This window comes from Pseudomonas sp. GW823-FHT02F05 (assembly GCF_058797315.1).
Map to the genome: position 1 here is coordinate 124,538 of NZ_JBXAJM010000013.1, position 24,291 is coordinate 148,828.

General features: G+C 61.3%; 20 protein-coding genes. 10 read left to right on the forward strand and 10 right to left on the reverse strand.

Annotated features, from left to right (window positions below):
- Nucleotides 1–183 precede the first annotated feature (183 nt).
- The 3 genes from AC1RAC_RS16930 to pmrG form a co-directional block, all read right to left on the reverse strand.
- The gene (locus tag AC1RAC_RS16930; RefSeq protein ID WP_492616795.1) at nucleotides 184–1,701 is read right to left on the reverse strand and encodes an ArnT family glycosyltransferase; all 1,518 of its coding nucleotides are present in this window, start codon (nucleotides 1,699–1,701) and stop codon (nucleotides 184–186) included.
- A 28-nt stretch (nucleotides 1,702–1,729) separates the two neighbouring features.
- Nucleotides 1,730–3,385, reverse strand: coding sequence for a lipid IV(A) 4-amino-4-deoxy-L-arabinosyltransferase (arnT, locus tag AC1RAC_RS16935; protein WP_197900679.1), 1,656 nt, complete (start codon nucleotides 3,383–3,385; stop codon nucleotides 1,730–1,732).
- A 181-nt stretch (nucleotides 3,386–3,566) separates the two neighbouring features.
- On the reverse strand, nucleotides 3,567–4,247 hold the full coding sequence (gene pmrG, locus AC1RAC_RS16940) for a lipopolysaccharide core heptose(II)-phosphate phosphatase PmrG (RefSeq protein WP_089042201.1): 681 nt from the start codon (nucleotides 4,245–4,247) through the stop codon (nucleotides 3,567–3,569).
- Between the two features lie 274 nt (nucleotides 4,248–4,521).
- Between pmrG and AC1RAC_RS16945 the strand changes: the two genes are divergently transcribed.
- From AC1RAC_RS16945 to AC1RAC_RS16960, 4 genes are all read left to right on the forward strand, one after another.
- Entirely contained in the window at nucleotides 4,522–5,190 is a 669-nt protein-coding gene (locus AC1RAC_RS16945; protein WP_020301318.1) for an ABC transporter ATP-binding protein, read from the forward strand.
- A 1-nt stretch (nucleotide 5,191) separates the two neighbouring features.
- Nucleotides 5,192–7,654: an ABC transporter permease gene (locus AC1RAC_RS16950; RefSeq protein WP_054897423.1), complete on the forward strand. Its 2,463-nt coding sequence runs from the start codon at nucleotides 5,192–5,194 to the stop codon at nucleotides 7,652–7,654.
- The gene (locus tag AC1RAC_RS16955) at nucleotides 7,644–8,708 is read left to right on the forward strand and encodes a lipocalin-like domain-containing protein (RefSeq protein WP_197900681.1); all 1,065 of its coding nucleotides are present in this window, start codon (nucleotides 7,644–7,646) and stop codon (nucleotides 8,706–8,708) included. The genes AC1RAC_RS16950 and AC1RAC_RS16955 overlap by 11 nt, the downstream gene beginning before the upstream one ends.
- A gap of 167 nt (nucleotides 8,709–8,875) precedes the next feature.
- Nucleotides 8,876–10,312: a pre-peptidase C-terminal domain-containing protein gene (locus AC1RAC_RS16960; RefSeq protein WP_054897425.1), complete on the forward strand. Its 1,437-nt coding sequence runs from the start codon at nucleotides 8,876–8,878 to the stop codon at nucleotides 10,310–10,312.
- A 65-nt stretch (nucleotides 10,313–10,377) separates the two neighbouring features.
- Here AC1RAC_RS16960 and AC1RAC_RS16965 read toward each other — a convergent pair whose 3' ends face one another.
- Nucleotides 10,378–11,049, reverse strand: a complete 672-nt coding sequence (locus tag AC1RAC_RS16965; RefSeq protein WP_181125102.1) for a sterol desaturase family protein — start codon at nucleotides 11,047–11,049, stop codon at nucleotides 10,378–10,380.
- Between the two features lie 292 nt (nucleotides 11,050–11,341).
- On the opposite strand from AC1RAC_RS16965, the gene AC1RAC_RS16970 reads away from it, so the two are divergent.
- From AC1RAC_RS16970 to AC1RAC_RS16995, 6 genes are all read left to right on the forward strand, one after another.
- The gene (locus AC1RAC_RS16970; protein ID WP_492616796.1) at nucleotides 11,342–12,265 is read left to right on the forward strand and encodes a substrate-binding domain-containing protein; all 924 of its coding nucleotides are present in this window, start codon (nucleotides 11,342–11,344) and stop codon (nucleotides 12,263–12,265) included.
- A 63-nt stretch (nucleotides 12,266–12,328) separates the two neighbouring features.
- A complete protein-coding gene (locus tag AC1RAC_RS16975; RefSeq protein WP_054917458.1) occupies nucleotides 12,329–13,837 on the forward strand; it encodes a sugar ABC transporter ATP-binding protein in 1,509 nt (502 codons plus the stop codon).
- Nucleotides 13,803–14,795, forward strand: a complete 993-nt coding sequence (locus tag AC1RAC_RS16980) for an ABC transporter permease (RefSeq protein WP_054897444.1) — start codon at nucleotides 13,803–13,805, stop codon at nucleotides 14,793–14,795. Before AC1RAC_RS16975 ends, AC1RAC_RS16980 begins: the two co-directional genes overlap by 35 nt.
- A gap of 25 nt (nucleotides 14,796–14,820) precedes the next feature.
- Nucleotides 14,821–15,900, forward strand: coding sequence for an alcohol dehydrogenase catalytic domain-containing protein (locus tag AC1RAC_RS16985; RefSeq protein ID WP_034128169.1), 1,080 nt, complete (start codon nucleotides 14,821–14,823; stop codon nucleotides 15,898–15,900).
- A gap of 1 nt (nucleotide 15,901) precedes the next feature.
- The gene (locus AC1RAC_RS16990; protein ID WP_492616797.1) at nucleotides 15,902–17,434 is read left to right on the forward strand and encodes an FGGY-family carbohydrate kinase; all 1,533 of its coding nucleotides are present in this window, start codon (nucleotides 15,902–15,904) and stop codon (nucleotides 17,432–17,434) included.
- Nucleotides 17,435–17,573: 139 nt separating this feature from the next.
- Nucleotides 17,574–18,299 carry an SDR family oxidoreductase gene (locus tag AC1RAC_RS16995; protein WP_492616798.1) on the forward strand — a complete coding sequence of 242 codons (726 nt, stop codon included), beginning with the start codon at nucleotides 17,574–17,576 and terminating at the stop codon, nucleotides 18,297–18,299.
- On the opposite strand, the gene AC1RAC_RS17000 is transcribed toward AC1RAC_RS16995, so the two are convergent.
- The 6 genes from AC1RAC_RS17000 to AC1RAC_RS17025 all read right to left on the reverse strand — a co-directional run bounded on the left by AC1RAC_RS17000 (nucleotide 18,296) and on the right by AC1RAC_RS17025 (nucleotide 24,290).
- On the reverse strand, nucleotides 18,296–19,300 hold the full coding sequence (locus AC1RAC_RS17000; RefSeq protein ID WP_034128167.1) for a LacI family DNA-binding transcriptional regulator: 1,005 nt from the start codon (nucleotides 19,298–19,300) through the stop codon (nucleotides 18,296–18,298). The genes AC1RAC_RS16995 and AC1RAC_RS17000 overlap by 4 nt on opposite strands.
- Before the next feature lie 58 nt (nucleotides 19,301–19,358).
- Nucleotides 19,359–20,222, reverse strand: a complete 864-nt coding sequence (locus AC1RAC_RS17005) for a LysR family transcriptional regulator (protein ID WP_057974976.1) — start codon at nucleotides 20,220–20,222, stop codon at nucleotides 19,359–19,361.
- Nucleotides 20,223–20,786: 564 nt separating this feature from the next.
- On the reverse strand, nucleotides 20,787–21,233 hold the full coding sequence (locus AC1RAC_RS17010) for a tail fiber assembly protein (RefSeq protein ID WP_492616799.1): 447 nt from the start codon (nucleotides 21,231–21,233) through the stop codon (nucleotides 20,787–20,789).
- The gene (locus tag AC1RAC_RS17015) at nucleotides 21,230–22,648 is read right to left on the reverse strand and encodes a hypothetical protein (protein ID WP_492616800.1); all 1,419 of its coding nucleotides are present in this window, start codon (nucleotides 22,646–22,648) and stop codon (nucleotides 21,230–21,232) included. The genes AC1RAC_RS17010 and AC1RAC_RS17015 overlap by 4 nt, the downstream gene beginning before the upstream one ends.
- Nucleotides 22,648–23,223, reverse strand: coding sequence for a YmfQ family protein (locus AC1RAC_RS17020; RefSeq protein WP_492616801.1), 576 nt, complete (start codon nucleotides 23,221–23,223; stop codon nucleotides 22,648–22,650). Before AC1RAC_RS17020 ends, AC1RAC_RS17015 begins: the two co-directional genes overlap by 1 nt.
- Nucleotides 23,220–24,290 carry a baseplate J/gp47 family protein gene (locus AC1RAC_RS17025; protein ID WP_492616802.1) on the reverse strand — a complete coding sequence of 357 codons (1,071 nt, stop codon included), beginning with the start codon at nucleotides 24,288–24,290 and terminating at the stop codon, nucleotides 23,220–23,222. The genes AC1RAC_RS17020 and AC1RAC_RS17025 overlap by 4 nt, the downstream gene beginning before the upstream one ends.
- Nucleotide 24,291: the final 1 nt, after the last annotated feature.

The following is a 24,291-nucleotide window of genomic DNA, read 5'->3' on the forward strand; positions in this document are numbered from 1 at the left end:
CGAGCTTGCTCGCGAAACACCTCAACGATAACGCGGGCTTTCTGAGTAAACGCGGCGCCTGTGAGTTTTTCGCGAGCAAGCTCGCTCCTACAGAGAGCGATCTACCGTAGTCTTGGCTATCTCCAACAAGTGCCACACGGCCAGGTTCTTCGCCATGAAAAAAGGCCAGCAAGCAACAGTACCTCAGCGTATCCCCGGAACAAACGCCACACTCCCTCCCTCACGCGCCTTGAACAACCGCTCCCCATTATCCGGTTGCGTCGTCACCACTTGATGATCCACCCCCAGGAACGCCAACGGCGCGGGCTCGTCCTTGGAATACTGCGCGACGATTATCGTGCGTTGCGGATCAAACCCCTGGCCGCTGGTTTTCTCCAGCCAGGCCATGAATGCGGCGCTGTCGCCCTGGCGCGGGAAGTCCTGGCTTTCGCTGACGTAGTAGAAAGGTTTGCCGTGGTTTTGCAGGTACATGGGCAGTTTGTTGTCGACCTCTACCAGCACCAGTTGCCATTGGTTCCAGGGTGCGCTTTTTTCTGCCTGGGCTTGCAGGTCGGCGGCGAAGCGGGTGACGCCGCCGTTGCCGTTGGTCCAGGGGTAGATCACGCCCAGCACCAGCAAGAGCAGGCCTGCGCTGAGGCCAATGCCTGTTTGCCAGCGCGGCCAGCTCGAAGGTTTTTTGTGCAGGCGTTCACTCAGCCACCAGGCGGCGAGCAGTTGGGCGAAGGGCACCAGCGGCAACACGTAGTAGCTGCGGCGGCTGCCGCTGGCGGTGAAGAATACAAACAACAGGCCCAGGCCCCACACTAGCCAGCGTACGTTGGGCGGCGCCTTGCGCCAGTTGCGCACGGCCAGCCACAGGCCAAGTAACCAGCAGGGTGCCCAGGGTAGGGTGTAGACCGGCAGGTAGATCAGGTAGGTGTAGATCGGCCCCATATGGTCGAAGGGGTCGAAGAAGCGCACCACGTTTTCGCGGAACACCAGCTCCAGGCCGCTCTCGCCGTAAGTGGGGGCGCCGTAGCGGTGGGACAGTACAAAGGGAATCGCGTACACGATGCCTGCGATGAGCAGGGCCAGCACCAAGCGCAGGTTGAGGTGGCGTTTGTAGCGGTGTTCGCTGAGCAAGTGTGGCAACAGCACCAGGCCCGGCAGCACCACACCGATCAAGCCCTTGAACAGTGAGGTGGCGGCCAGCAACAGGAAAAACACCGTGTAGCGCCCCAACCGCGTGTCATCCGGCCCACGCCAATACCACCACACCGCTGCCAGCACGCCGCACACGGTGAGGACATCGGCGGTGGCCACGCGGGCCCAGAACAGGAAGTAGAAGGTGGTGGCGAGCATCCACCCGGCAATCAGCCCGGTGCCTTTACGAAACAGGCGTTCACCGATCAGGTACACCAGCCAGATGCTCAACCACGCGGCAATCACCGATGACAGGCGCAGCGACCACGGGCCGAGGCCGCCGAGCAGATGGGCAAACCCGGTGATCAGCCAGTAGGAGGGCAGGGGTTTGTCGTAATACGGCGTGCCTTTGAGGTATGGGTCGAAATAGTCACCGCTTTGCAGCATCTGCAAGGCGATATTCGCCCAGCGCGTTTCCGGCCCCCACAGTTCGCGGCTGCCCAGGCCCAGCAAGAGCAGCAAGGCCGAGGTGCCCAGCAGTAACACCAGGGCGCCGCGTTCGGTTTTCCAGAAACTCATGGGATGTTCCCCGTGGCAGGCGCTGCATTCAAGGTTGTTGGGAGTAAATCGTCAGTACCAGGTTGCCCTTGCGATAGCGTTTGCCGCCGGGCGGCAACTGCCCTTCTTCACGGTGTTCGCTGGTGCTCTTGACCTGCATCAGCACGCCGACCGACCCGTGTTGGCGGGCCTCGGCCAACCAGGCCTGGACACTGTCCGGCGTGACTTTGCGCTGTGCCGCGTCTTCGTAGTTCAAGCCATAGCGCAGCTCTCCCTGGGTGTTATAAAACGCCACATCGGGCCGGCGCAGGCGCCAGGTCAAGGCCGATGCCAGGCCCAGGTCATTGCTCAGCAAAGCACGGGTAGGTTGCAGTTCGTCCAGATGTTCCAGCACGAACTGGTCGGGCATCTCGTTATCTTGGATCAGAGCCGGCATGCCCGCCGGTAGCAATGCCACCAGCAAACCAATGCCCAGGGCAGGCATCGCCCACAACGTCAGCGGGCGCACCGCTTGCAACAGGTTGGCGAGGATCCAGCCCAGCAGCACGATAAACGTCAGGGACAGGTTGAACATCTCCGCATGGCTATTGCTGTACAGCGGGCGGGTGATTTGCAGGTAGATCAGCACCACCATGGCCGTCATGCCAAGCACGAAATTGAGCGCGCCGTTGATGACTAGCGTGCGCGCCTTGCCTTGCTTGATCAGGTCGATCAGACCGTGGCCCATTAACAAGGCCAGGGGCAACAGGCACGGCATGATGTAGGTCGGCAATTTGCCTTTGCTCAGGCTGAAAAAGCCCAGGGGAAGCAGCAGCCACAGGGCGAGAAAGGCAATCGCCGGCTGGCGCTTTTCCTGCCAGGTTTTTAGCAGGGTGCCGGGTAGCAAGGCAGCCCACGGCAGGCATGCCACCACCATGATTGGCAGGAAGAACCACAGCGGCCGAGCATGCTGTGCGTTGTCGGCGGCAAAGCGGCGGATATGCTCATGCCAGAAAAAGAAATGCCAGTAATCCGGTTCGCGCAGGTGGATCGCCAGGGCCCATGGCAGGCACACCAGCACGGCAACCAGCACCGCCAGCGGCCCGTAGCGCATCAACTCACCGACGCGCCGCTGCCAGACCAGATAGGGCACGGCGATCAACACCGGCAACAGCCAGGCCAGGAACCCTTTGGTCATGAACCCCATGGCGCAGGCCACGCCCAACACCGCCCAGGCACCCAGGCGTTCCCATGGCGTGCGGCAGTCCAGGGCAAACCACAACGCCACCAGGCTCAGGTTCACCCACAGGGTGAATTGCGGGTCGAGGTTGGCATACCCGGCTTGCCCGGCCACCAGGCCAAAACTCAGGTAGAGCAGGGCGCAGGCAAAGCTCTTGCGCGGCTCGTTCCACACGCGACGGGCGAGCAGGTAGGCCAGCACCACACTCAAGCCCGTGCTCAGCACTGAGGCGATACGCACGCCGAAGAGGTTTTCACCGAACACCGCCTGGCCAAGGGCGATCAGCCAATAGCCGGCGGCGGGCTTCTCGAAATAACGCACGCCCATGAAGTGCGGCGCCACCCAGTTACCGCTCATCAGCATTTCCTGGCTGACCTGGGCGTAGCGGGTTTCGTCCGGCGTCCATAAACCGTGAAAGCCCAGGGGCAACAGGAAGAACACGGCAACGCCCAGCAATAGCCAGGACACAGGGTTTATGCGGGGCATGCGCACATCGCTCCATAACGTTCAAGTACGGGCAATGGCGGTATTAACTTAATAGGGCGAAGCATCGTAAGGGTCACTAAGTTGTTGTTGGAGAGCATAACTAACAGGCGCGGCTAAACATGCCAGAGTGGGGCTGTCGTTTTGCTGAACGTCTCAAGGCTTAATATGTAAACAAGTGTAATTAAAGTTTTTTAAGTGCGGCGGTCCACTCTTCGCTGTTCATGGTGCCCAGGGCCTTGAAGGTGCCGTTGGGCAGCACCTTGACGAACAGTGCGCTGCCGTACTCTGCAGCGGCTGCGTGAGGGAAGCCGAGGCTGGTCTGGAAGTCGCTCATGCAGGCGCTGTGGGTGATCAGCATCAGGTTGCGTCCCGGCTGTTTGTGGCCGAGGATTTCACCGCCCATGGCGTCGCCGCAGATGGCCAGCGGGCCGGGGGACAGCTCGGTCTTGCCGAACATGAACAGTGACGTCTGGGCGGTTCGCGTGGTGGGGCTGCTGAGCACGTCGGTCAGAGCCATGCCCAATGAATCAAAGGCTTTGCCCAGTTCAACGGCGCGTTCAGTGCCGTTGATGGTCAGGCCATCGGCAGGGCCGAAGCAGGGGTTGGCCGAGCGGTCGCAGCGCTCCTCATGGCGCACCAGCACCACCAGCTCACCCTCACGCCAACTGGCGAGCACCCCGGAGGTCACCAGGCGATTGCCCACGCCCAGGTCCAGGGGCGAGCTGGGCCAGAATAAAAAACCCGTCAACAACAAGGCGGTAACGCTGATGCCAAGCAGGTGCAGGCGGTATTTTCTCAGGCGTTTTAACCTTGACCTTTTGGGTTGGGGATTGGCCAGGATCATGTCTGCCACGCGGTTCATCCTCGGCACTGTTTATTGTGTTTATAAAAAGGCTGCACGATTGGGCAGTTGCCCTTGGTGAGGCAGGAGACTGTCACAGCACCGCTGTCTTTTTGCTGAACACTTGCATGTTAAGAGTGTCACTTGGATTAACTAATAAGTTGTGAGTCACCACGAGTTGGCGGGCACTTTAAAGTTCGGTGGATGGGCAGACGGTGAAATCCATGTGAAAAATTTGCGTAGGCACGAGCGTCAGCCGTTATTCTCATTGCTGGTCCTTCAGATGAGCGTTCTTATGTTGCAGGTGCAAGGTGTTGTTAAAAACTACGCGACCCCGCAAGGCCCGCTGACTGTTCTGGCTGGCGTCGACCTGCACCTGGGTGAACGCAGCAGCCTGGCGCTGATGGGCGAATCGGGCAGTGGCAAAAGCACCTTGCTGCACCTGGTGGCTGGGTTGGACCGAGTGGACGCCGGCAGCATCCGCATCGGCGAGCAGCGCCTTGACCAACTCAACGAAGGGCAACTGGCCCATTGGCGCCGCACGCAAATCGGCCTGGTCTTCCAGCAGTTCAACCTGATCGGCAGCTTGCGCGTGGAAGACAACCTGGCGTTCCAGGCGCGGCTGGCGGGGCGTTTCGACCCGCACTGGCAAGCGCAATTGGTGGAGCGCCTGGGGCTGGGCGACTTGCTCCGGCGTTACCCCGAGCAACTCTCCGGTGGCCAGCAGCAACGGGTTGCCGTCGGGCGGGCGCTGGCCTCGCGGCCGGGTTTGTTGCTGGCTGACGAACCCACCGGCAACCTCGACGAAGCCACCAGCGATGAAGTGCTGCAACTGCTGTTGGACCTGCTGCGGGACAGCCCCACCAGCCTGCTGATGGTCACCCACAGCCCGCGCCTGGCCGCACGGCTTGACCGGCAAGTGGTGCTGCACCGTGGGCGTGTCGTGCCGATGGACGCTCGCTGAGATGGCGCTGTTTTACTGGACGCTGCGCGCGTTGCTGAGCCACTGGCGGCGTCATCCGGTGCAATTTTTCAGCGTGCTCACCGGCCTGTGGCTGGCCACCGCGCTACTGACCGGCGTGCAGGCCCTCAACAGCCAGGCGCGGGACAGCTACGCACGTGCCAGCCAATTGATCGGTGGCGAACCCCAAGCCAGCCTGGTTGCGCCGGACGCCGCCAGTTTCCCCCAGGCACTGTTTGCCGAGCTGCGCCGCGCCGGCTGGCCGGTATCCCCGGTGGTGCAGGGGCGGGTGGTGCTCCAGGGGCGTGAGCAGCAGCGTCTGCAACTGATGGGCATCGACCCGGTGTCGTTACCCGGCAGCGGCAGCGTGGCGGGGCAACGCTTGAGCCAGGCGCAGATGCTGGCGTTTTTCGAGCCGCCGGGGCGTACCTGGGTCGCTGCGCAAACGTTAGAGGCGCTGGGGTTGCAGGCGGGCGAGCAGCCGCTGACGTCCACCGGGCAACGCCTGCCACCGTTGCAGGTACAGGCCGATATGGCGCCCGGCCTGCTGCTGACCGATATCGGCTTTGCCCAACCCCTGCTTAACATGCCTGGGCGCCTGTCGCGCCTACTGTTGGACAACACCTTCGCCGCCCACCACCCCACGCCACCCGCCGCGTTGCAACTCAAGCAGGGCGAGGACAGCAACCTGTCACGCCTCACCGAAAGCTTTCACCTGAACCTGGATGCGGTGGGTTTTTTATCCTTTGTGGTGGGGCTGTTTATCGTGCATGCGGCCATCGGACTGGCCCTGGAACAGCGCCGTGGCCTGCTGCGAACCTTGCGCGCTTGTGGAGTCAGCGCACGCATGCTGATCCTGAGCCTGGGCGTCGAATTGGGCGCTTTGGCGGTGTTGAGCGGTGTGCTCGGTATCGCCAGCGGCTACCTGCTGGCCAGCCTGTTGCTGCCGGATGTCGCCGCCAGTTTGCGCGGCCTGTACGGCGCCGAAGTCGCCGGCCAATTGAACTTGAGCCCCTGGTGGTGGCTGGCCGGCCTGGGCGTGAGCCTGCTCGGCGCGTTGCTCGCCGGAGCCAGCAGCCTGTGGCGCGCAGCGCGTTTGCCGTTACTGGCGCTGGCCAACGCCCAAGCCTGGCATCAAGCCCATGGGCGCTGGCTGCGGCGCCAGGGGTGGGTGGCGTCCGCGGCCCTGGCGATCGCGTTGTTGGCGCTGTGGCTGGGCGATAGCCTGGCCGCCGGGTTTGTGCTGATGGCGGCCTTGCTGTTGGGCGCGGCGTTGGCATTACCGGTGCTGCTCAACGGGTTATTGAAAGCCGTGCTGGGGCGTAGTCGCTCGGTACTGGGCCAGTGGTTCCTGGCCGATTGCCGCCAGCAACTGCCGGCCTTGAGCCTGGCGCTGATGGCGTTGCTGTTGGCCCTGGCGGCGAATATCGGCGCCGGCTCCATGACCTCGGGCTTTCGCCAGACCTTCACCCATTGGCTGGAGCAACGCCTCACCGCCGAGCTGTACCTCAACCCGCAAAATCCGCAGCAGGCCGAGCAACTGAAGACGTGGTTGACCCGTCAGCCCCTGGTGCAGGCCGTATTGCCCGCCTGGCAGGTGGCGGTGCAACTGCAAGGCTGGCCCGCCGAGGTGTTCGGCGTGGTCGACAACCCCACTTATCGTCAACACTGGCCGTTGCTGGAGGCAGTGGACGCGCCCTGGGACCGCTTGCTGCAAGACGACAGCCTGATGCTCAGCGAACAACTGGCGCGACGCCTGAAGGTGCAACTGGGCGACACGGTTTCCATCCCCACGCCGCAGGGCACCTGGGCGCCGAAGATCGTCGGTATCTATGCCGACTACGGCAACCCCAAGGGCCATCTGCTGGTCAATGCCCGGCACCTGTTGGCGCATTGGCCGACGCTCTCACCGGCACGCTTCAACCTGCGGGTAGCGCCCGCCGACGTGCCGTCGCTGATCCGTGAAGTGCAGCGTGAGTTCGCCCTGGAAGACAGCCGCATCGTCGACCAACAGCAACTCAAGGGGTGGTCCAGCCAGGTCTTCGAACGCACCTTCGCTGCCACCGCCGCGTTGAACAGCCTGACCCTTGGCGTCGCCGGCGTGGCGCTGTTCATCAGCCTGCTGACCCAGAGCCAAAGCCGACTCGGCCAACTCGCGCCGTTGTGGGCGCTGGGCGTGACTCGCCGACAATTGATGCTGCTCAACCTCGGCCAGACCTGGCTGCTGGCGGTACTCACGTTGATCCTGGCGTTGCCGCTGGGGCTGTTGCTGGCGTGGTGCCTGGATGCGGTGATCAACGTGCAGGCCTTCGGCTGGCGCCTGCCGCTGCAGGTATTCCCCGGGCAGCTTGCGCAATTGCTGGGGCTGGCGATGCTTGCCACCTTGCTCGCGTCGGCCTGGCCCTTATGGCAGTTGTACCGCAGCCGTCCGGCGGATTTGTTGAGGACGTTCGCCCATGAAGATTAAGGCATTGGCGTGCATCGCCTGGTTACTGCTGAGCGGCTGCGACCAGGCGCCCGCACCCGAGGACAGTTTCGCCGGGCTGGGCAGCGATGCGGCGGACTTTGCCCAGGTGGTGCCCGGCAAAGTCTTCAGTTTTCCCGAGGACCACGGGCCCCACGACGGCTTTCGTATCGAATGGTGGTACGTCACGGCCAACCTCAAGGATGCCCAGGGCAATGTCTTCGGCGTGCAATGGACGCTGTTTCGCAACGCATTGAAGGCCGGCCCCGTCCAACCGGGCTGGCGCGATTCAACCGTGTGGCTCGGCCACGCCGCCGTCACCTCCGCCACCCGCCACTACGCCGCCGAACGCCTGGCCCGGGGTGGCGTCGGCCAGGCGGGGGCTCAGGCAGAGCCGTTCAACGCCTGGATCGACGACTGGAACTTCGCCACCCGCCCCGGCGCCGCCAGCCCCCTGGCTGACATGCAACTCAAGGCCAGTGGCGCGCAATTTGCCTACGACCTGCACCTGACTTCCAGCCGCCCGCTGGTGCTGCAAGGCGACCATGGCTACAGCCGCAAATCCGACCAGGGCCAGGCGTCGTACTACTACAGCCAGCCGTTTTTCACCGCCAGCGGCAGCGTCAACCTCGACGGCCACACCTACCAGGTCAGCGGCCCAGCCTGGCTCGACCGCGAATGGAGCAGCCAACCCCTTGCCGCCAGCCAGACCGGCTGGGACTGGTTCTCCCTGCATCTGGACCGCGGCGCGCAACTGATGCTGTTTCGCGTGCGGCAGAAAGACAGCGACGGTTACCTCACCGGCACCTGGATCGACGCCCAGGGCCACACCGAGACCTTGCACAACAGCGATATCCAACTCACACCGCTGACCACCACGGCCATCGACGGGCGCAACATTCCCATACGCTGGTCGCTGAAAATTCCCGGCAAACAGCTGGACATCACCACCGAGGCCGTCAACCCGAAGGCGTGGATGGACTTGGGTATTCCGTACTGGGAAGGGCCGGTGCGGTTTGAGGGTGGGGTGGGGTATTTGGAGATGACGGGGTATTAGGGGGTATAGCAGGGTAGTTTTGCCCTACGACTCGACGGGTAATACTCGTACAGGCTTTTCAAAAAAAATACTGTACATGCATACAGTCTTATCCTACAGTCCATCCCAGGTGACCGGATGTCACCGGTTACCTGAGCTTCAATTTTTTAACTATGGATGGATAAAAAATGAAATCGAAAAAAGCCTTTATGCTAGGCGCGGCCATGATGGCCTCCTGCTTCGTTTCGGCCTTTGCCCTGGCTGATCAAGCGCCTGCGAAACTCAGTGCCGAAGCGGTCAAGCAGGCCGTGAACAAAGCGCTCAAGTCCGGCGGCAAGCTGGACGCCTCGAAGGTTTCGACCGAACTCAAGAAAAAACTGCTGGTGGCCAAGTCTGGTCAGTCCAAGGCCGTGACCCGATCCCTCAAGTCCGAGCCGTTCGACAGCGTGGTGAGTGAGTTGAAAAAGCCGGCGCAAGGCGCGTTGAAAGGTGCGGCTATCGCGGCGTTTGAACCGCTGTTTCCAACCCTGGATATCAACACGCTTTACACCGTCGATGCGGTGCAGGCCGGTAACGAGTTTGCCTACCACTTCAACCTGCCGCAGAACGCACGAGTGCAGGTGCAACTGGTCAACCAGAGTGCAGGCGCGGATATGTCGCTGACCCTGTTTCAGGATGACGGCCAGGGCAACCTGAGTGTGGTCGGTTCGTCGGATGCCGCAGGCAATGCCGATGAATACCTCAACGGTGTGCTGCCGGCCGGCGACTACTACTGGTACATGGTGGCCAAGGTCGCGGATAACGCGCAGTTCAGTTTCGGCGTGGCGGTGGACAGCAACATCGACGCGTTCGAGCCCAACGACAGCGCGCAAACCGCGTTCGTATTGCCCGATTCGATGAACAAGGTCAGCGGCAATCTCGACAGCGCCAACGATGTCGATTACTTCGACTTCACGGCGGTCCGTGGCCAAAGCGTGAGTATGTACCTGGCGGGCGACGAGAACGGCAGCCGAAACCAGTGGATCTTCGACCGCTTTGATGGCGCCAACTGGGTCACCGTGCCGGCCGGTTCTACCTCGACCTACCCGAGCGTCGCGCCGGGCACCACGGTGAAGGTGCGTGTACGGGCCAACCCGGCGGTGGCGCAGGACCCGAGCAAGTATTACCAACTGAGCCTGGGTTCCACACCGCGCTTGAACACCAGCAGTGTCAAAGGTGACAACATCGTGCGGGTGACGGAAGTGTGGCTGGCCACGCAAACCGCTCGGCTGTTGAACTGGTCGACCCAATGGTCGGACTCCACCGGCGCGCCGCTGCTGGGGGTCACGCCGGTATTGCGCGTCGATAACCACTTCGTCGACTTGAACTACCGTTGGGTTGACTACAAAGCGACTACCAACAGCGCGGGTGTATCAGAGGCCACGGCTAATATCGGTACGTGCTTCGGTGACTACACAACGGTGATCAACGACAGCAGCACTGGTGTGCCGTACAAGTGGCGTACCACCTACAACGAGGGTGGCTGGCGCATTGAGCTGGCTGAGTTCCCTGGTGTGGGCGTTGGCGGTGAGAATGTGCAATACGTCAGCCTGGGGCATATCTGCACTCAGGACATCATCCACTGACAGCGTGATGTGAAGTAGAAGGGGCGGCCTCTAGAGGCTGCCCCTTTTTTGTGGCTTTTTCCTGATCATTTCTGGCTATCGTGAGAACGCGGCTCCCAATACAAAGTGCCAAACAGATAGTCCATCAATGGCAGCACGATGTTGAAATTACGCCCCTGCATCAGCTCGCGACGGTGGTGCAAGGCATGCAGGCGGTGCATCTGGCGAATCCATGGCAGGCGTGCCACCGGGTGTTCGGCAGGCAGGTGTTCGCAGGCATGGAACACTTCGTAGAGCAGGTAGCCAAGGATCATGCAGCCTGCAAACAACCCGGCAACGTTGGTGCTCAGTTCGCTGAGCAGCCACCAGGCGGGAAGGGTGATGGCCAGGCTGTGCAGCATGATCAGCCAGGCTGGAAACAGGATGACGCGCCAGTCCCGAGGGCTGTCGTAGGTCATGTGGCCGGGGGTGAAGAAGCTGTGGTGATCGCCGGTGTGGCGTGCGTAAAACAGCCGGGCGAATGCATGTTTGTGATGGCCCAGGTGGCGGTGCACGAGGTAGATGCACAGGTTGAAGAACAGCAGGGTCAGGGGCACGGTCAGCCACTGCAGGGCGGTGATATCGGCGGTGGAGGACCAGGCCAGCGTGATGCAGGCGATGCCGTAGCCAAGCACGAATGCGGCGTGCAGCCAGGGGTTGTAACGCGGGTTGACGCTTGCGCGGTAACGGTCGCGGAAAGTCTCGGTCGGGTGGGGCATGGCCGGCTGCTCGCTGTGTTTTTATTTGAGGCTGAGCTTAGTTGGCGTAAGCGGATGTGCGAGTTTTTACTGACCACCGCATCCCCTGTGGGAGCTGGCTTGCCTGCGATGGCGACGTATGAGTGCCAGATAAGAAGGCTGACACTGCCCCATCGCAGGCAGCCGGCTCCCACATTTTTGCCCGAGGCCGACCAGTGGAGGCTTGCACAGGTCTGAATTACTTGTTAGTTTCTGGAAAAATGTTAACGATAACATTTGCTCTAAAAATAAAAACAAAACAGAGACCCACGCCATGAAAATGCTCCCGAAAACCCTGTGTTTACTGGTCGCCAGCATCACCCTGGGCAGCGCGACCCCCGCGTTTGCCGACGCTGCCAAGCCCATCCGCATCGGCGCCTCGTTCCAGGAAATCAACAACCCCTATTTCGTCACCATGAAAAACGCCCTGGAAGAAGCCGGCGCGACCATCGGTGCCAAGTTGATCATCACCGACGCCCGCCACGACGTGTCCAAGCAGGTCAGTGATGTCGAAGACATGCTGCAAAAGGGCATCGACATCCTGTTGATCAACCCCACTGATTCGGTCGGCGTGCAATCGGCCGTCAAGTCGGCCCATGCTGCCGGCGTAGTAGTGGTGGCGGTGGATGCCCAGGCAGATGGCCCGTTGGATTCATTCGTGGGCTCGAAGAACTTCGACGCTGGTTTCCAGGCCTGTGAGTACCTGGTTAAAACCATCGGTGACAAAGGCAATATCGCTATCCTTGACGGCATCGCCGTGGTGCCGATCCTCGAACGTGTGCGCGGCTGCAAGGAGGCGGTGGCCAAGCACCCGGACATCAAGATTGTCAGCATCCAGAACGGCAAACAGGAACGCGATCAGGCCCTCACCGTCACCGAAAACATGTTGCAGGCCCAGCCTACCCTCAAGGGCATTTTCAGCGTGAATGACAATGGCTCTCTCGGCGCGCTGTCGGCCATCGAAGCCAGCGGTATGGACGTGAAGCTGGTCAGCGTCGACGGTGCGCCGGAAGCGATCAAGGCGATCCAGAAACCCGGCAGCCATTTCATCGCCACCTCGGCCCAATACCCCCGCGACCAGATCCGCCTAGCACTGGGCATCGCCCTGGCCAAGAAGTGGGGCGCCCAAGTACCGGCCAGCGTGCCGGTGGACATCACCCTGATCGACCAGGCCAAGGCCAAGGACTTCAGCTGGTAACCCCCCCAGGCCCCGCGTAGTTCGTGGGGCCCAGGTCTTCCTTCTGAGTGCGAGGTCGGCGGTATGAGCAGTCTTCTGAAGCTGGAAAACATCTGTAAGCGTTACCCGGGGGTGCAGGCCCTCAAGGCCATCAACCTGCAAGTGGAGCGCGGCGAAATCCACGCCTTGCTCGGGGAAAATGGCGCGGGCAAATCCACCCTGATGAAGATTCTAGGCGGGGTCGAGCATCAGGACGAAGGGCAAATTTTTATCGACGGGCAGGCCCGAAAATTTGCGACCTATCGGGATGCGATTGCCGCCGGGATTGGCATTGTGTTCCAGGAATTCAGCCTGATTCCCTACCTCACGGCGGTAGAAAATATCTTCCTTGGCCATGAGCTGAGCAACCGCTTCGGCCTGTTGCGCAAACGCGAAATGGCCGAGGCGGCGCAGGCGTTGTTCGAGCGCCTCGGGGTCAGCATCGATCTGCACTGCGCGGTCAAGCACCTGAGCGTGGCCGAGCAGCAGTTTGTCGAAATCGCCAAGGCCCTGGCTTTGGACGCACGCCTGCTGGTGCTCGATGAGCCAACCGCGACGCTGACCCCCAGTGAGGCCGAGTTGCTGTTCGGCATCATGCGCGAACTCAAGCGCCAGGGCGTGGCGGTGATTTTTATCTCGCACCACCTGGAAGAGATTTTCCAGGTCTGCGACCGCATCAGCGTCCTGCGCGACGGCAGCAATGCAGGCGTTACCGAAGTGGCCGACAGCGATATCGATCACTTGGTCGAGATGATGGTCGGCCGCCGCCTGGAGTGCAGTTTTCCGCCTAAACCCACTACCGCACGCGGCCCGTTGCTGCTGGAGGTCAAGGATATCCAGCTGGTGCGCAACGGCCCCCACAACCGTTTCAATGTGCACAAGGGCGAGATCCTGGGCTTCGCCGGCCTGGTGGGCTCGGGCCGCACCGAGCTGGCCCTGGGCATGATGGGCGCGCTGCCCACGGTGAGCAAAGACGTGTGGCTGCGCGGGGAAAAAGTCAGCCTCGACGACCCGGCCCAAGCCCTGGCCCACGGCATTGGCCTGCTACCGGAAAGCCGTAAGAGCGAAGGGCTGATCACCGCCTTCAGCATTCGCGAAAATATCTCGCTGAACAATTTGCCCAAGTATCAGCACGCCTCGGGCCTGATCGACAAGGCCCGCGAGTGCGCCAGCGTCGAAGCGCTGATGCGCCAGCTGTCGATCAAGGCACCCAGTGGCGAAAGCCTTGTGGTGAACCTCAGCGGCGGCAACCAGCAAAAAGTCGTGATCGCCCGCTGGATCAACCACCACTGCGACGTGCTGGTGTTCGACGAACCCACACGCGGCATCGACGTGGGTGCCAAGGCGCAGATCTACGCGTTGATGCGCAGCCTCACCGAACAGGGCTACGCGATCATCATGATTTCTTCCGAGCTGCCCGAAGTCATCGGCATGTGCGACCGCGTCGCCGTGTTCCACAAGGGCGCCATCGTCAAGGTACTGGAAGCGTCCGCCGTCAATCCTCAAGAGGTCATGCGCCATGCAACAGGGGGCTCAAGTGAATACGTCCATTAACACCGCCGGCACCGGCCGCTTGCGCCTGAACCTGGCGCGGCTGCTGCGTTCGCCGGCGTTTTATCCCTTTGTCGGGCTGGTGGTGGTGACCCTGGTGATGATCCTCGCCAGTGACACCTTCCTCACCGCCAGCAACCTCTCCAACATCGCCCGCCAGGTGTCGATCAACGCAATCATCGCGGTGGGCATGACCTGCGTGATTCTCACCGGTGGCATCGACTTGTCGGTGGGGCCGGTGATGGCGTTGTCCGGCACCTTGACCGCCGGGCTGATGGTCGCCGGGTTGCCGCCGGGCCTGGCGATTGGCGCCGGGCTGCTGGTGGGCGTGGCCTTCGGCATCGGCAACGGGCTGTTCGTGGCGTACCTGCATATGCCGCCGATCATCGTCACCCTGGCGACCATGGGCATCGCCCGCGGGTTCGGGCTGATGTACACCGACGGCTATCCGATTTCCGGCTTGCCTGAGTGGTTCGCATTCTTCGGTCGCGCCAGTGTGTTTGGCCTGCAGGTGCCGATCCTGATCATGCTGATCACCTACCTGGCGGCCTATGTGCTGCTGCAACACACCCGCATCGGCCGCTACATCTACGCCATCGGCGGCAATGAAGAAGCGGTGCGCTTGTCCGGGGTGCGAGCGGCGCGTTTCAAGCTGCTGGTGTATGGCATCAGCGGCTTCACCGCCGCGATTGCCGGGCTGGTGCTCACCTCGCGCTTGATGAGCGGCCAGCCGAATGCCGGCGTGTCGTTCGAGCTGGATGCGATTGCCGCCGTGGTACTGGGTGGTGCGTCGATTGCCGGCGGCCGCGGAGTGATCATCGGCACCTTGCTCGGCGCCATGCTGCTGGGCGTGTTGAACAACGGTTTGAACATGCTTGGCGTGTCGCCCTACGTCCAGAGCGTGATCAAGGGCGGGATCATCTTGCTGGCGATTTTCATCAGCCGTCAGCGCCATCGTTAATACCTCACTACACAGGACCGAACACATGGACAAGCACACTCACATGCAAGCCGTCGTCTGCCACGGCCCGAAAGACTACCGCCTGGAGCGCATCGGCAAACCCCAGGCGCGTGCCAATGAGCTGGTGATCCGTATCGCCGCCTGCGGCATCTGCGCCAGTGACTGCAAGTGCCACTCGGGCGCGGCGATGTTCTGGGGCGGCGACAACCCCTGGGTCAAGGCGCCGGTAGTACCGGGCCACGAATTTTTCGGCTATGTGGTCGAAGCCGGCGAGGGCGCCGAGGAGCACTTTGAGGTCAAGGTCGGTGACAAGGTCATCGCTGAACAGATCGTGCCGTGTGGCAAGTGCCGCTTCTGCAAATCGGGCAAATACTGGATGTGCGAAGTGCACAATATCTTCGGCTTCCAGCGCGAAGTGGCCGAAGGCGGCATGGCCCAGTACATGCGCATTCCCAAGACCGCCATCGTGCACAAGATCCCTGAGTCGGTGTCCCTGGAAGACTCGGCGCTGGTGGAGCCGATGGCCTGCTCGATCCATACCGTCAACCGTGGCGATATCCAGCTCGACGACGTGGTGGTGATTGCCGGCGCGGGCACTTTGGGCCTGTGCATGGTCCAGGTCGCCGCGCTGAAGACCCCGAAAAAACTGGTGGTGATCGACATGGTCGACGAGCGCCTGGAACTGGCGAAAAAGTTCGGCGCCGATGTGGTGATCAACCCCGCCCGTGACAACGCTCGCGAGATCATCAACGGGCTGACGGACAACTACGGCTGTGACGTCTATATCGAAACCACCGGCGTACCGGCCGGCGTCACCCAGGGCCTGGACCTGATCCGCAAGCTCGGGCGCTTTGTCGAGTTCAGCGTGTTTGGCGCCGAGACCAGTGTGGACTGGTCGATCATCGGCGACCGCAAGGAGCTCGACGTGCGCGGCGCGCACCTGGGCCCGTATTGCTACCCCATCGCCATCGACCTGTTCGAGCGTGGCCTGGTCACCTCCCAAGGCATCGTCACCCATGATTTCCCGCTGGACGACTGGGCCGAGGCGTTTGAACTGGCCAATTCGACCAAGTCGATCAAGGTGCTGTTGAAGCCGGTGCTCTGAGATGGACTACGTCATCGGTGTAGACATTGGCACCCAGAGCACCAAGGCGCTGCTGGTGGATGCCCAGGGCACGATCATCGCCCAGCATAGCCAAGGCTACCGGGTGGACACCCCGAAAGTGCGCTGGGCCGAGCAGTGGCCGCAGGTGTGGCTGGATGCTGTCGAAACTTGCGTGGCCCAGTGCATGGCCAAGGCCGGGGTACCGGCGCCGCAGGTCAAGGCGCTGTGCATCAGCAGTTTGTACGGTGGTTCGGGCATTGCCGTGGATGCGCAGATGACGCCGTTGCACCCGTGCCTGATCTGGATGGACCGCCGCGCCGGCGAGCAGGTGGCCTGGGTGCGTGAGCATGTGGACCTGGAGCGCTTGTTCGCCATCACCGGCAATTCGGTGGACAGCTACTACGGCTTCACCAAGATGCTCTGGCTCAAGCAGCACCAGCCTCAGGTGTGGGCGAATACCCGTTACCTGTTGCCGCCCAACAGCTACATCAATTGGTGCCTGACCTGCGAGTTGGCGGTGGACCACAGCAGCGCCGGGAATATCGGCGGTGTCTACGACGTGGCGGCGCGCAACTGGTCAGGCGAGATGCTGGAGGCGTTGGGTATCGCGCAGTCGATGATGCCCGAGCGGTTGCTGTATTCCGGCGAGGTGGTGGGTGGTTTGCTTGCAGACTGGGCCGCCCGCCTGGGCTTGCAGGCGGGCACGCCGATTCTCGCTGGGGGCGTGGACGCGGCCATGGCGACCCTGGCGGCGGGTGTCACTCAGCCAGGCAATCATGTGGCGATGATCGGCACCAGCATGTGCTGGGGCTATCTGAACCAGCAGGTGGATGCACGTCACGGTTTGGTGAGCATGCCCCACGTCTACAACGGCCACCGCGACCTGTACATCTTCGGCGGTGCGATCACCGCCGGGGCCTCGGTCAGCTGGTTTCGCGAGCAGTTCTGCCAGGCCGAAGAACAGCAGGCCCAGGCCACGGGGCAAGACAGCCTGGCGCTGCTGGAGCAGAGCGCGATGAAGATTCCGGCAGGCAGCGAAGGCGTGGTGTTTTTGCCTTACTTGATGGGCGAGCGCAGCCCGGTGTGGGATGACCGCGCCAGCGGCAGTTTTGTCGGGCTCAACCTCTACCACAGCCGCTTTCACCTGTACCGCGCGGTGCTGGAGGGCGTGAGTTTTGCCCTGCGCCACAATATCGAAGCGGGCAGCCAGGGCGCGCATTCCCTGGACCCGCGCTTGATTGTGGTGGGCGGGGCGAGCCATTCGGACCTGTGGATGCAGATCATCGCCGACGTCACACGCTACCCGGTGTACACGATCGTGCAGGAGGTAGAAGCAGCCCTGGGCGCGGCGTTGTTGGCGGCGCATACGATGGGGTTGGTGAGTGATGGGCAGATGGACACGGGTTGGGTGCAGTTGCAATTGCGGGCGCAGCCCAAGCGGGAGAATGTCATGACCTATGACCGGGCGTTTGCCGAGTACCTGAAGCTGTATCCGGCCCTGAAACCGGTCATGCACAACCTGCAAGCCACCTGATTCAACACCGTCCAAAACTGTGGGAGCTGGCTTGCCTGCGATAGCGGTGTATCAGCACCCGATAAGGAGACTGACACTCCGCTATCGCAGGTAAGCCAGCTCCCACAGTGGGTCTTCATTGGTTTTGAGATCTTTATTTATGTCTACCACCTTCGACTTTTCGTACCAGCGCATCCTCGTCACCGGTGCCAGCAGCGGCATCGGTCGCGAAATTGCCCAGCAACTGATCACCAGCGGCGCTGAAGTCTTCGCTCTCGGTCGCGATGCCCAGGCGTTGGCGGCATTGGGGTGCCGCACCTTGTGCGTGGATATCGCTGACAGCATCGCCCTCGACAAAACCCTGCAAGATTTGCCGCCTCTGCACGGCCTGGTCAACTGCGCCGGTATCTCACGCCTGGAGCCCGCCGCTGCCATCAGCGCCAACGCCTTCGACCAGGTAATGCATGTCAACGCCCGCGCCGCTGCGCAAGTGGCCAGCCGGGTCGCGGCAAAGATGATCGAGGCGAACATGGCCGGCAGCATCGTCAACGTCTCCAGCCAGGCGTCGTTGGTGGCGCTGGATGATCACCTGAGCTACTGCGCCTCCAAGGCTGCACTGGATGCGATCACCCGCGTGCAATGCGCCGAGTGGGGCCGTTTTGGCATACGCGTCAACAGCGTCAACCCCACCGTGACCTTGACGCCCATGGCGACCATGGCCTGGTCCGACCCGGCCAAGCGCGACCCGGCGCTGGCAGCGATTCCTTTGGGGCGTTTTGCGCAACCGGCGGAAGTGGCGCTGCCGGTGCTGTTTTTGCTAAGCGACGCGGCCAGCATGATCAGTGGCGTGAGCCTGCCTGTGGACGGCGGCTACACCAGCCGCTAGCCGTTTTCCAACTGCCCGGCGATGACCACTTTGTCCCGTGGCTTGTGCGGGTCTTGCAGGCGATCAAGCAGCAGGCGCACCGCACTGCTGCCGGCCAGGGACGCGTCGTGGGCCACGCAGGCAATCGGCACGCCAAAGATATCGGCGAAGGGCAGGCGGTCGATGCCGCAGATGGTCAGGCTGTCATGGGCGATGTTATGCATACGCAACGCACGCAGGGCGCCCAGGGTGATCAACTGGTTGAAACCCATGATCGCGTCCGGTGCCGAGTGTGCGGCCAGGTAATCGAGGGTATGCAGGTAAGCCGGCATCAGCGTGTAGTCGCCCGCTTGCACCTCGACCTGAATGTCGGGGTGTGCGGCCAGCACTTCCCGCAGGCCTTTGAGGCGTTCCACGCTGATACGCGAGTGCTCGGGGCCGGTCAGCACCAGCAGGCGCTTGAGGTTCGGGGTTTGGCGTAACAGGTAGTGCGCGGCTTGCAGGCCGCTGTGGTAGTTGTCGAGCACCACGCGGCTGAACGGGCTGTCGTGGATCGTGCGATCGAGCAGCACCACCGGGGTCTTGCCGTTGCCCAGGCGCTCCAGATAGTCGGGCTGGTAGCTCGGCTCGTCGGAGACCGGCGACAGGATGATCCCCGCCACGCGATAGCCCAGCAGGGTATCGACTGCCTTGCTTTCGAGTTCTTCCAGCTCATCGGTGTCCACCAGCATGATGGTGTAGCCGTGCTTTTTCGCCTCGCGGGAAATCGCCTTGATCATCTCGCTGTAGAACGGGTTGTCTACCGATGCGGTGATGACCCCGATGATCAGGCTTTCACTGCGCTTGAGCCCGCGGGCGAAGGCGTTGGGCACGTAGTCCAGCTCGCGTGCCACTTCCAGGATGCGCGCCAGGGTGGCGGGTTTGACCAGGTCGGGTTTGCTCAAAGCGCGGGACACCGTAATGGTGGTCATGCCGACCCGTTTGGCAATGTCGCTGATGGTGACGGACTTTTTCTTGTTCATCGGTAAGACTGCGAGAGTAAACACCAGCAGGCTAGCATGTGCGCAAGCGTAGAGTGATTCAAATCAGCGGATCCCAGCGTTGCGACCAGTCGCCTTCGGCCTTCACCACTTCGCGCAGCAGTTCCAAAGCCTGCTGCAACACCGCTGAATCTCGCGCCCGCGAATACACAAGGTAGGTCGGAAAGCTGAATTCCGGCGCCTTGGCCACGCGCTGCATGACGCCGCTGTCCAGGTAGCTCTGCACCACCCGCGTGCGGAAGTAACCAGCCCCGCCATTCTCCAGGATGTACTGCAACGCCAGCGGCCCCAGGTTGAAACTCAGCGCGGCACGCGCACGGTCGGGCAGGGCGGCGTCGTGTTGCTGGCGAAAACCCTGGCCCCAGTCGATATACACGTAGGGCGAGGGTTTGCTCGCCAGTTGCACCAGAATCAGTTTTTCTTCCAGCACCTGCTCCACCTGCAAGCCGGGCCAGTATTGCGGCTGGAACACCAAGGCGGCGTCGAGCACACCCAGCTCCAGTTGGCGCAGCAGGTACTCGCCTTCACGCACTTCGGTGCGCAGCGCGTGGCCTGGTATGTGCTCGCGCAGCGCCTTGGCCCAGCCGAGCATCAACGGGTTGCACAGGCTGACTTCACCGCCGATATGCAGCACATTGCGATAGCCATCGGGCAATGGCAGGTCACGACGGGCGGCTTCCCAGGTCTGCAGCAACTGGTTGGCATATACCACGAAGGCCTCGCCGTCGGCGGTCAGCCGCGCACCGGCACGATTGCGCACGAACAGCGTGCAGCCGAGCTGGTTCTCGAGGTTTTTGACACGAGCGGTGATGGCGGTCTGGGTGACGTGCAGTTTCTCGGCCGCCGCGGCCAGGCTGCCGCAGCGGGTGATTTCGAGGAAGGTGCGTGCCAGTTCGATGTCCATGAAGCCCCCGGGGATGAATGGGGGGCAGTGTAAAGGAATGCGGTCAAACCTGTGGGAGCTGGCTTGCTCGCGAAGGCGGCCTGGCAGTCAACACAGTTGGATGGTGTACATATCCATTGCTGCGGTAACGGCCACTTAGGGTTCCGCCCTGACGGCGGCTCACTTTCGAAAAGCCGGAATGCCGGCCCAGACAAAAGTAAGCAAAGCGCTCTTGCCCCACCACTCGGCACCTCGCTTAGGCTCGGTGTGCCCGTAATCCGCCAGTGATTTGGGGGGCCGCCGCCACGCGCCATCCATGGCGCGGGGCGGCTAAACCGGCATCCCTGCCGGTTTACCCCCCCAAATCCCTGTCGAATTCCGGCCAGCGTGGTTTAACGGGGCGCCTGAGATCAAGATCAAAAGCAGATCAAGAGCAAGATCAAGAGCAAGATCAAGAGCGGCTCGCTTCGTGTAAGCGCGCGTCGGATTTGGCACCGCGTTGCACGACATTTGGCATACACGGCGCATTAGGTTCCCGTCTGGTTTGGCGGGATGATTGGCATCATCGATCGGTAGTACTTGGCATCATGCAGGCGCTACCGGCCAGGTGATGGATTGCGGATACCCTTCCTGATCGGAGACCCGGCTTAGCGCTATCCGATACTTCCTCCAAGCCTTCAATGACGCCGCCTCGGCCTCAGTGGCTTCCCCATCGTCGACAGCATCCTGAAGTGGGGCTATCACAAAATCTGCAACATTGCGTAGACGGCCATACTCTTCGAGAGCCATTGCCAGTGGGTCAGGCTTCGATATCTCCGGCTCGACGTACTTTGTCACGGGCGCCCCATTCTTTATCTCTGCCATCACCCGTTCATAGATGTCCGGTGTCTCGGCCAGTGTTGCATGGAATGGGTAACCACCGTAGGCAATGACGTAGGTGCCGTCCTGACGGCGTTGTATGCTGCCAATCGCAGGCAGATGTGTATCCAAGCTTTCAGTTGCAACCAAGCTAATATCTTCCGCGTCCATCATTGAATTCTCCAAGCAAAGCCAACGCTGGTTGCGGCACCGATTTGAGTTCCGCCGGCTACCAGGCCAGTGCGGGAGCCGCCGAGGAAGCTACCCGTGTTATTGAAGTTCAGGAACTGATAGGCCCATGTTCCGCCCGCTGGCAGAGTTAATGCGCCCTCAATTGAAAGCCACTGGCCTGCTACCGGTTTCATGAAGCTTGCGACGGTGTGGCAGGAGGAACCGGATGACAGAATGTCACCTGCCGATATGGTTGCAGCGCCGCCTGCGGCGGTGGTGACCGAAAGAGTGCTTGTTCCGTTTGTATGAGACAGCAGCACACCGGTATTTGGGCAACGAAGCCTAAGCAAGCTTAGAGAACTGCCTGGGGCGCTGCTATCGATGCTCAACGCAGGGGCCGATAAGCTCTGTGTAGAGGCTACATAGAGCGAACCGTCGATAGTGCCACCGGACTTATCAAGTTTCCCACCCAGCGCCGTATTCATCTGTGACGTGGTGAGGGCATCTGTGATGCCGTAGCCAGAAAGCGTGTTCGCTTTGTCGGCTTTCCCTTTAGTGGCCGAGCTGATCGCAGAGTCCGTTTGCACCCTAGTGTAAGCATCTGAAATGCCGTATCCGCCAAGGGTCGTGGCTTTCGCGGCCTTGCCCGCAATTACGTTATTAATGGTAGTTGCAAAGTTTGGGTCGTTCCCCAACGCCGCTGCCAGCTCGTTTAACGTATCCAATGCGTCTGGTGACGACCCTACAAGCTCTGCAATTGCGGCCCTAACGAATGCGGTGTTGGCTGCTTGATCCGTGTTTGAATCCGGCGCGGGGGTCGGAACTCTTGGGATCCCTGTAAAGGTCGGGCTAGCCAGATTTGCCTTAAGTGCGGGATTGAAGTTCACCTCCGTCCAAAGCTCTGCAACTGGTGTCCAACCCCCTCTGGCGTTTACAGACCGTATAGCGGCGGAAGCCTTTTCAGCTCCCTGACGGATTGCGAGCTGAGCTGAGTTATTGGCACCGTAGGGCAGATTGAGCACGCTTGCGTACTGGGCAAAGGTGTTGGCGCTTTCTCCGAAAAAGTAAAACCCACCCGGCCGTCCGATAACATCGCTTGCCGACTCTGGCAGGTCAGATGCTCCCAGACCATACTGACCTTTCTTTATAGCATCGGTAATTCCATATCCCTGCAATGTCGTAGGTTTGTTAACCAACTTTGTAAAGTCAGCCAAAGCCTGAACGGCCTTCAACATCTGCCCATCATCGTCTGGATTCAGTGCGAAGCCCATGCCTTGTATAAGGCCAACGATTTCCCGTTGGACAGCATTAAGCCAAGCAGCTTTGAGCAACGTGGCATCGACGCCCGCTCCTGGATTTCCTTCGGTGAATTCACCAACGGCGTTCGCCGTATTGGTACTGTCGCTGATCTTCTGCATCAAGTGTCTCCGTAACCGAACAGCAAAATGGACTCTGCGGGCTTCATCTGCCCCAGCCGACATTCGAGGGCTCGATTGCCCCAGGCGGATAAAGGATCGCCAGCACCAGTAACACCGGCCCTGGCATGGCTGACGGTTACGTTCGGTGCGTTAACCAGCCAGGTGAAGTTCCAGTCGCCCCCATTGATGGGGTCTCCAGCCCGCGCAACTCCAGCGCGTGCTGGTCGGAAAGTGGCGATGGTGATGTCGTAGCCCATGGACTTCGCCAGGGCGATAAAGAAGGGTTTGCTTTGGCCTGCACCTCCTTGTGACTTGCTGACGACAGCCTGTACGCGCTGGCCGACAGTTTGAGCCTGGCCGACTAAGCAGGGATCAGGCAGCGTAAGTACGCGCTCCCAATCTGTCAGGCCCTCACCGGAGTCAGGGAATATGGCGTTGTAGACCATGCTTGCCTGGGCGTCTGCCAGGTCCATGGCATTAGCTTCGGCTTCAATGGTGGCCGAGAGGTAAGGCGCTGAACCGTCATAGGAAACCGGGGGCAGTAGTAAGCGAATTTGATCGGCGAGCGTTGTCATTCCATCAACCCCAAAGTGATTAACCCTGGGCGAATCCAGCCAATGATTTTTGGGTCATCGGATGCGCTGATGTTACCGGTGGGAGCCGTAACAGCCCGATCTAGGACTCCCGCCAAGTTGCTGATCATTGCTTCAATCTGGGTTCGCTTGAGGGTATCTCCAGGCTTCAATGCGCCTAAAAGGATGTTGTAAGCCTTCTGCGCAGCAGCCTGTACTTCGGCCAAAGTGAAGTCGGGGGCCAGTTCAATCTTGGCGTAGGAGTGGACGACGCGAATCGTTGGTGCATACACCCACACATCAGCGATGACTGAGCAAACGCTTTGAATGTGGGCCAAACAGGCAGCAATCACCTCGGCAGAAGGCGTACCGTTGCTGGCGGTGATGACGACATCGACAGTTCCACCACCACGGCGCTTAGGGATAACCTTGGCATAGGCAACGCCTTCGACCTCCAACGCCCAGCGGCGGTAGTCGGGCGTGGCACCTCCAGCCGGAGGGGTTCGGATTAGGTCCAGATAGCGGGCCCGCAGGGATTCGATTTTCTCCTGGTCTTCACCGCCCGTGGTCTTGCCGACGAACATGGCGTTTGCGTCCATGCCCAGAGGGGGGCTGGTGATGATTAAGGCACCGGTAAGGTCGTTGAGCGCTGCACCGACGGTCTGAGCCTCGACCAGGACGGAGGTGGTGCCATCGGCCCCAAGCTTCGCGCTGGCCTTGGCGGTGAACAACTCACCTGTGATGATATGCTTTATGGTCGCACCGAGAAGCAATTGAACACCCGGTGTACCTTTCAGTGCGGCTGTACCGGTGGCGGCTACGGGTGCTTTGAGCACAACACCACGAAGACCGGCAGTGTGCAGCAGTTCCTCTTCGTCGGCCGTATCCGCGAATATCTGTCGATGGAGCCAGGCCAGTTTCTGATACAGGCCCTCGATAGCCGACGCCACAGCGGCTGATCGGACGTAGTTGTCGCTGTCCGGGCCGATATCGGCCTCGGCTTGAAGGTTGCGAATGTCACGCAGGATGTCCCGCATAATGGCGTCCAGGGATCGACCGGTATAGGCCATT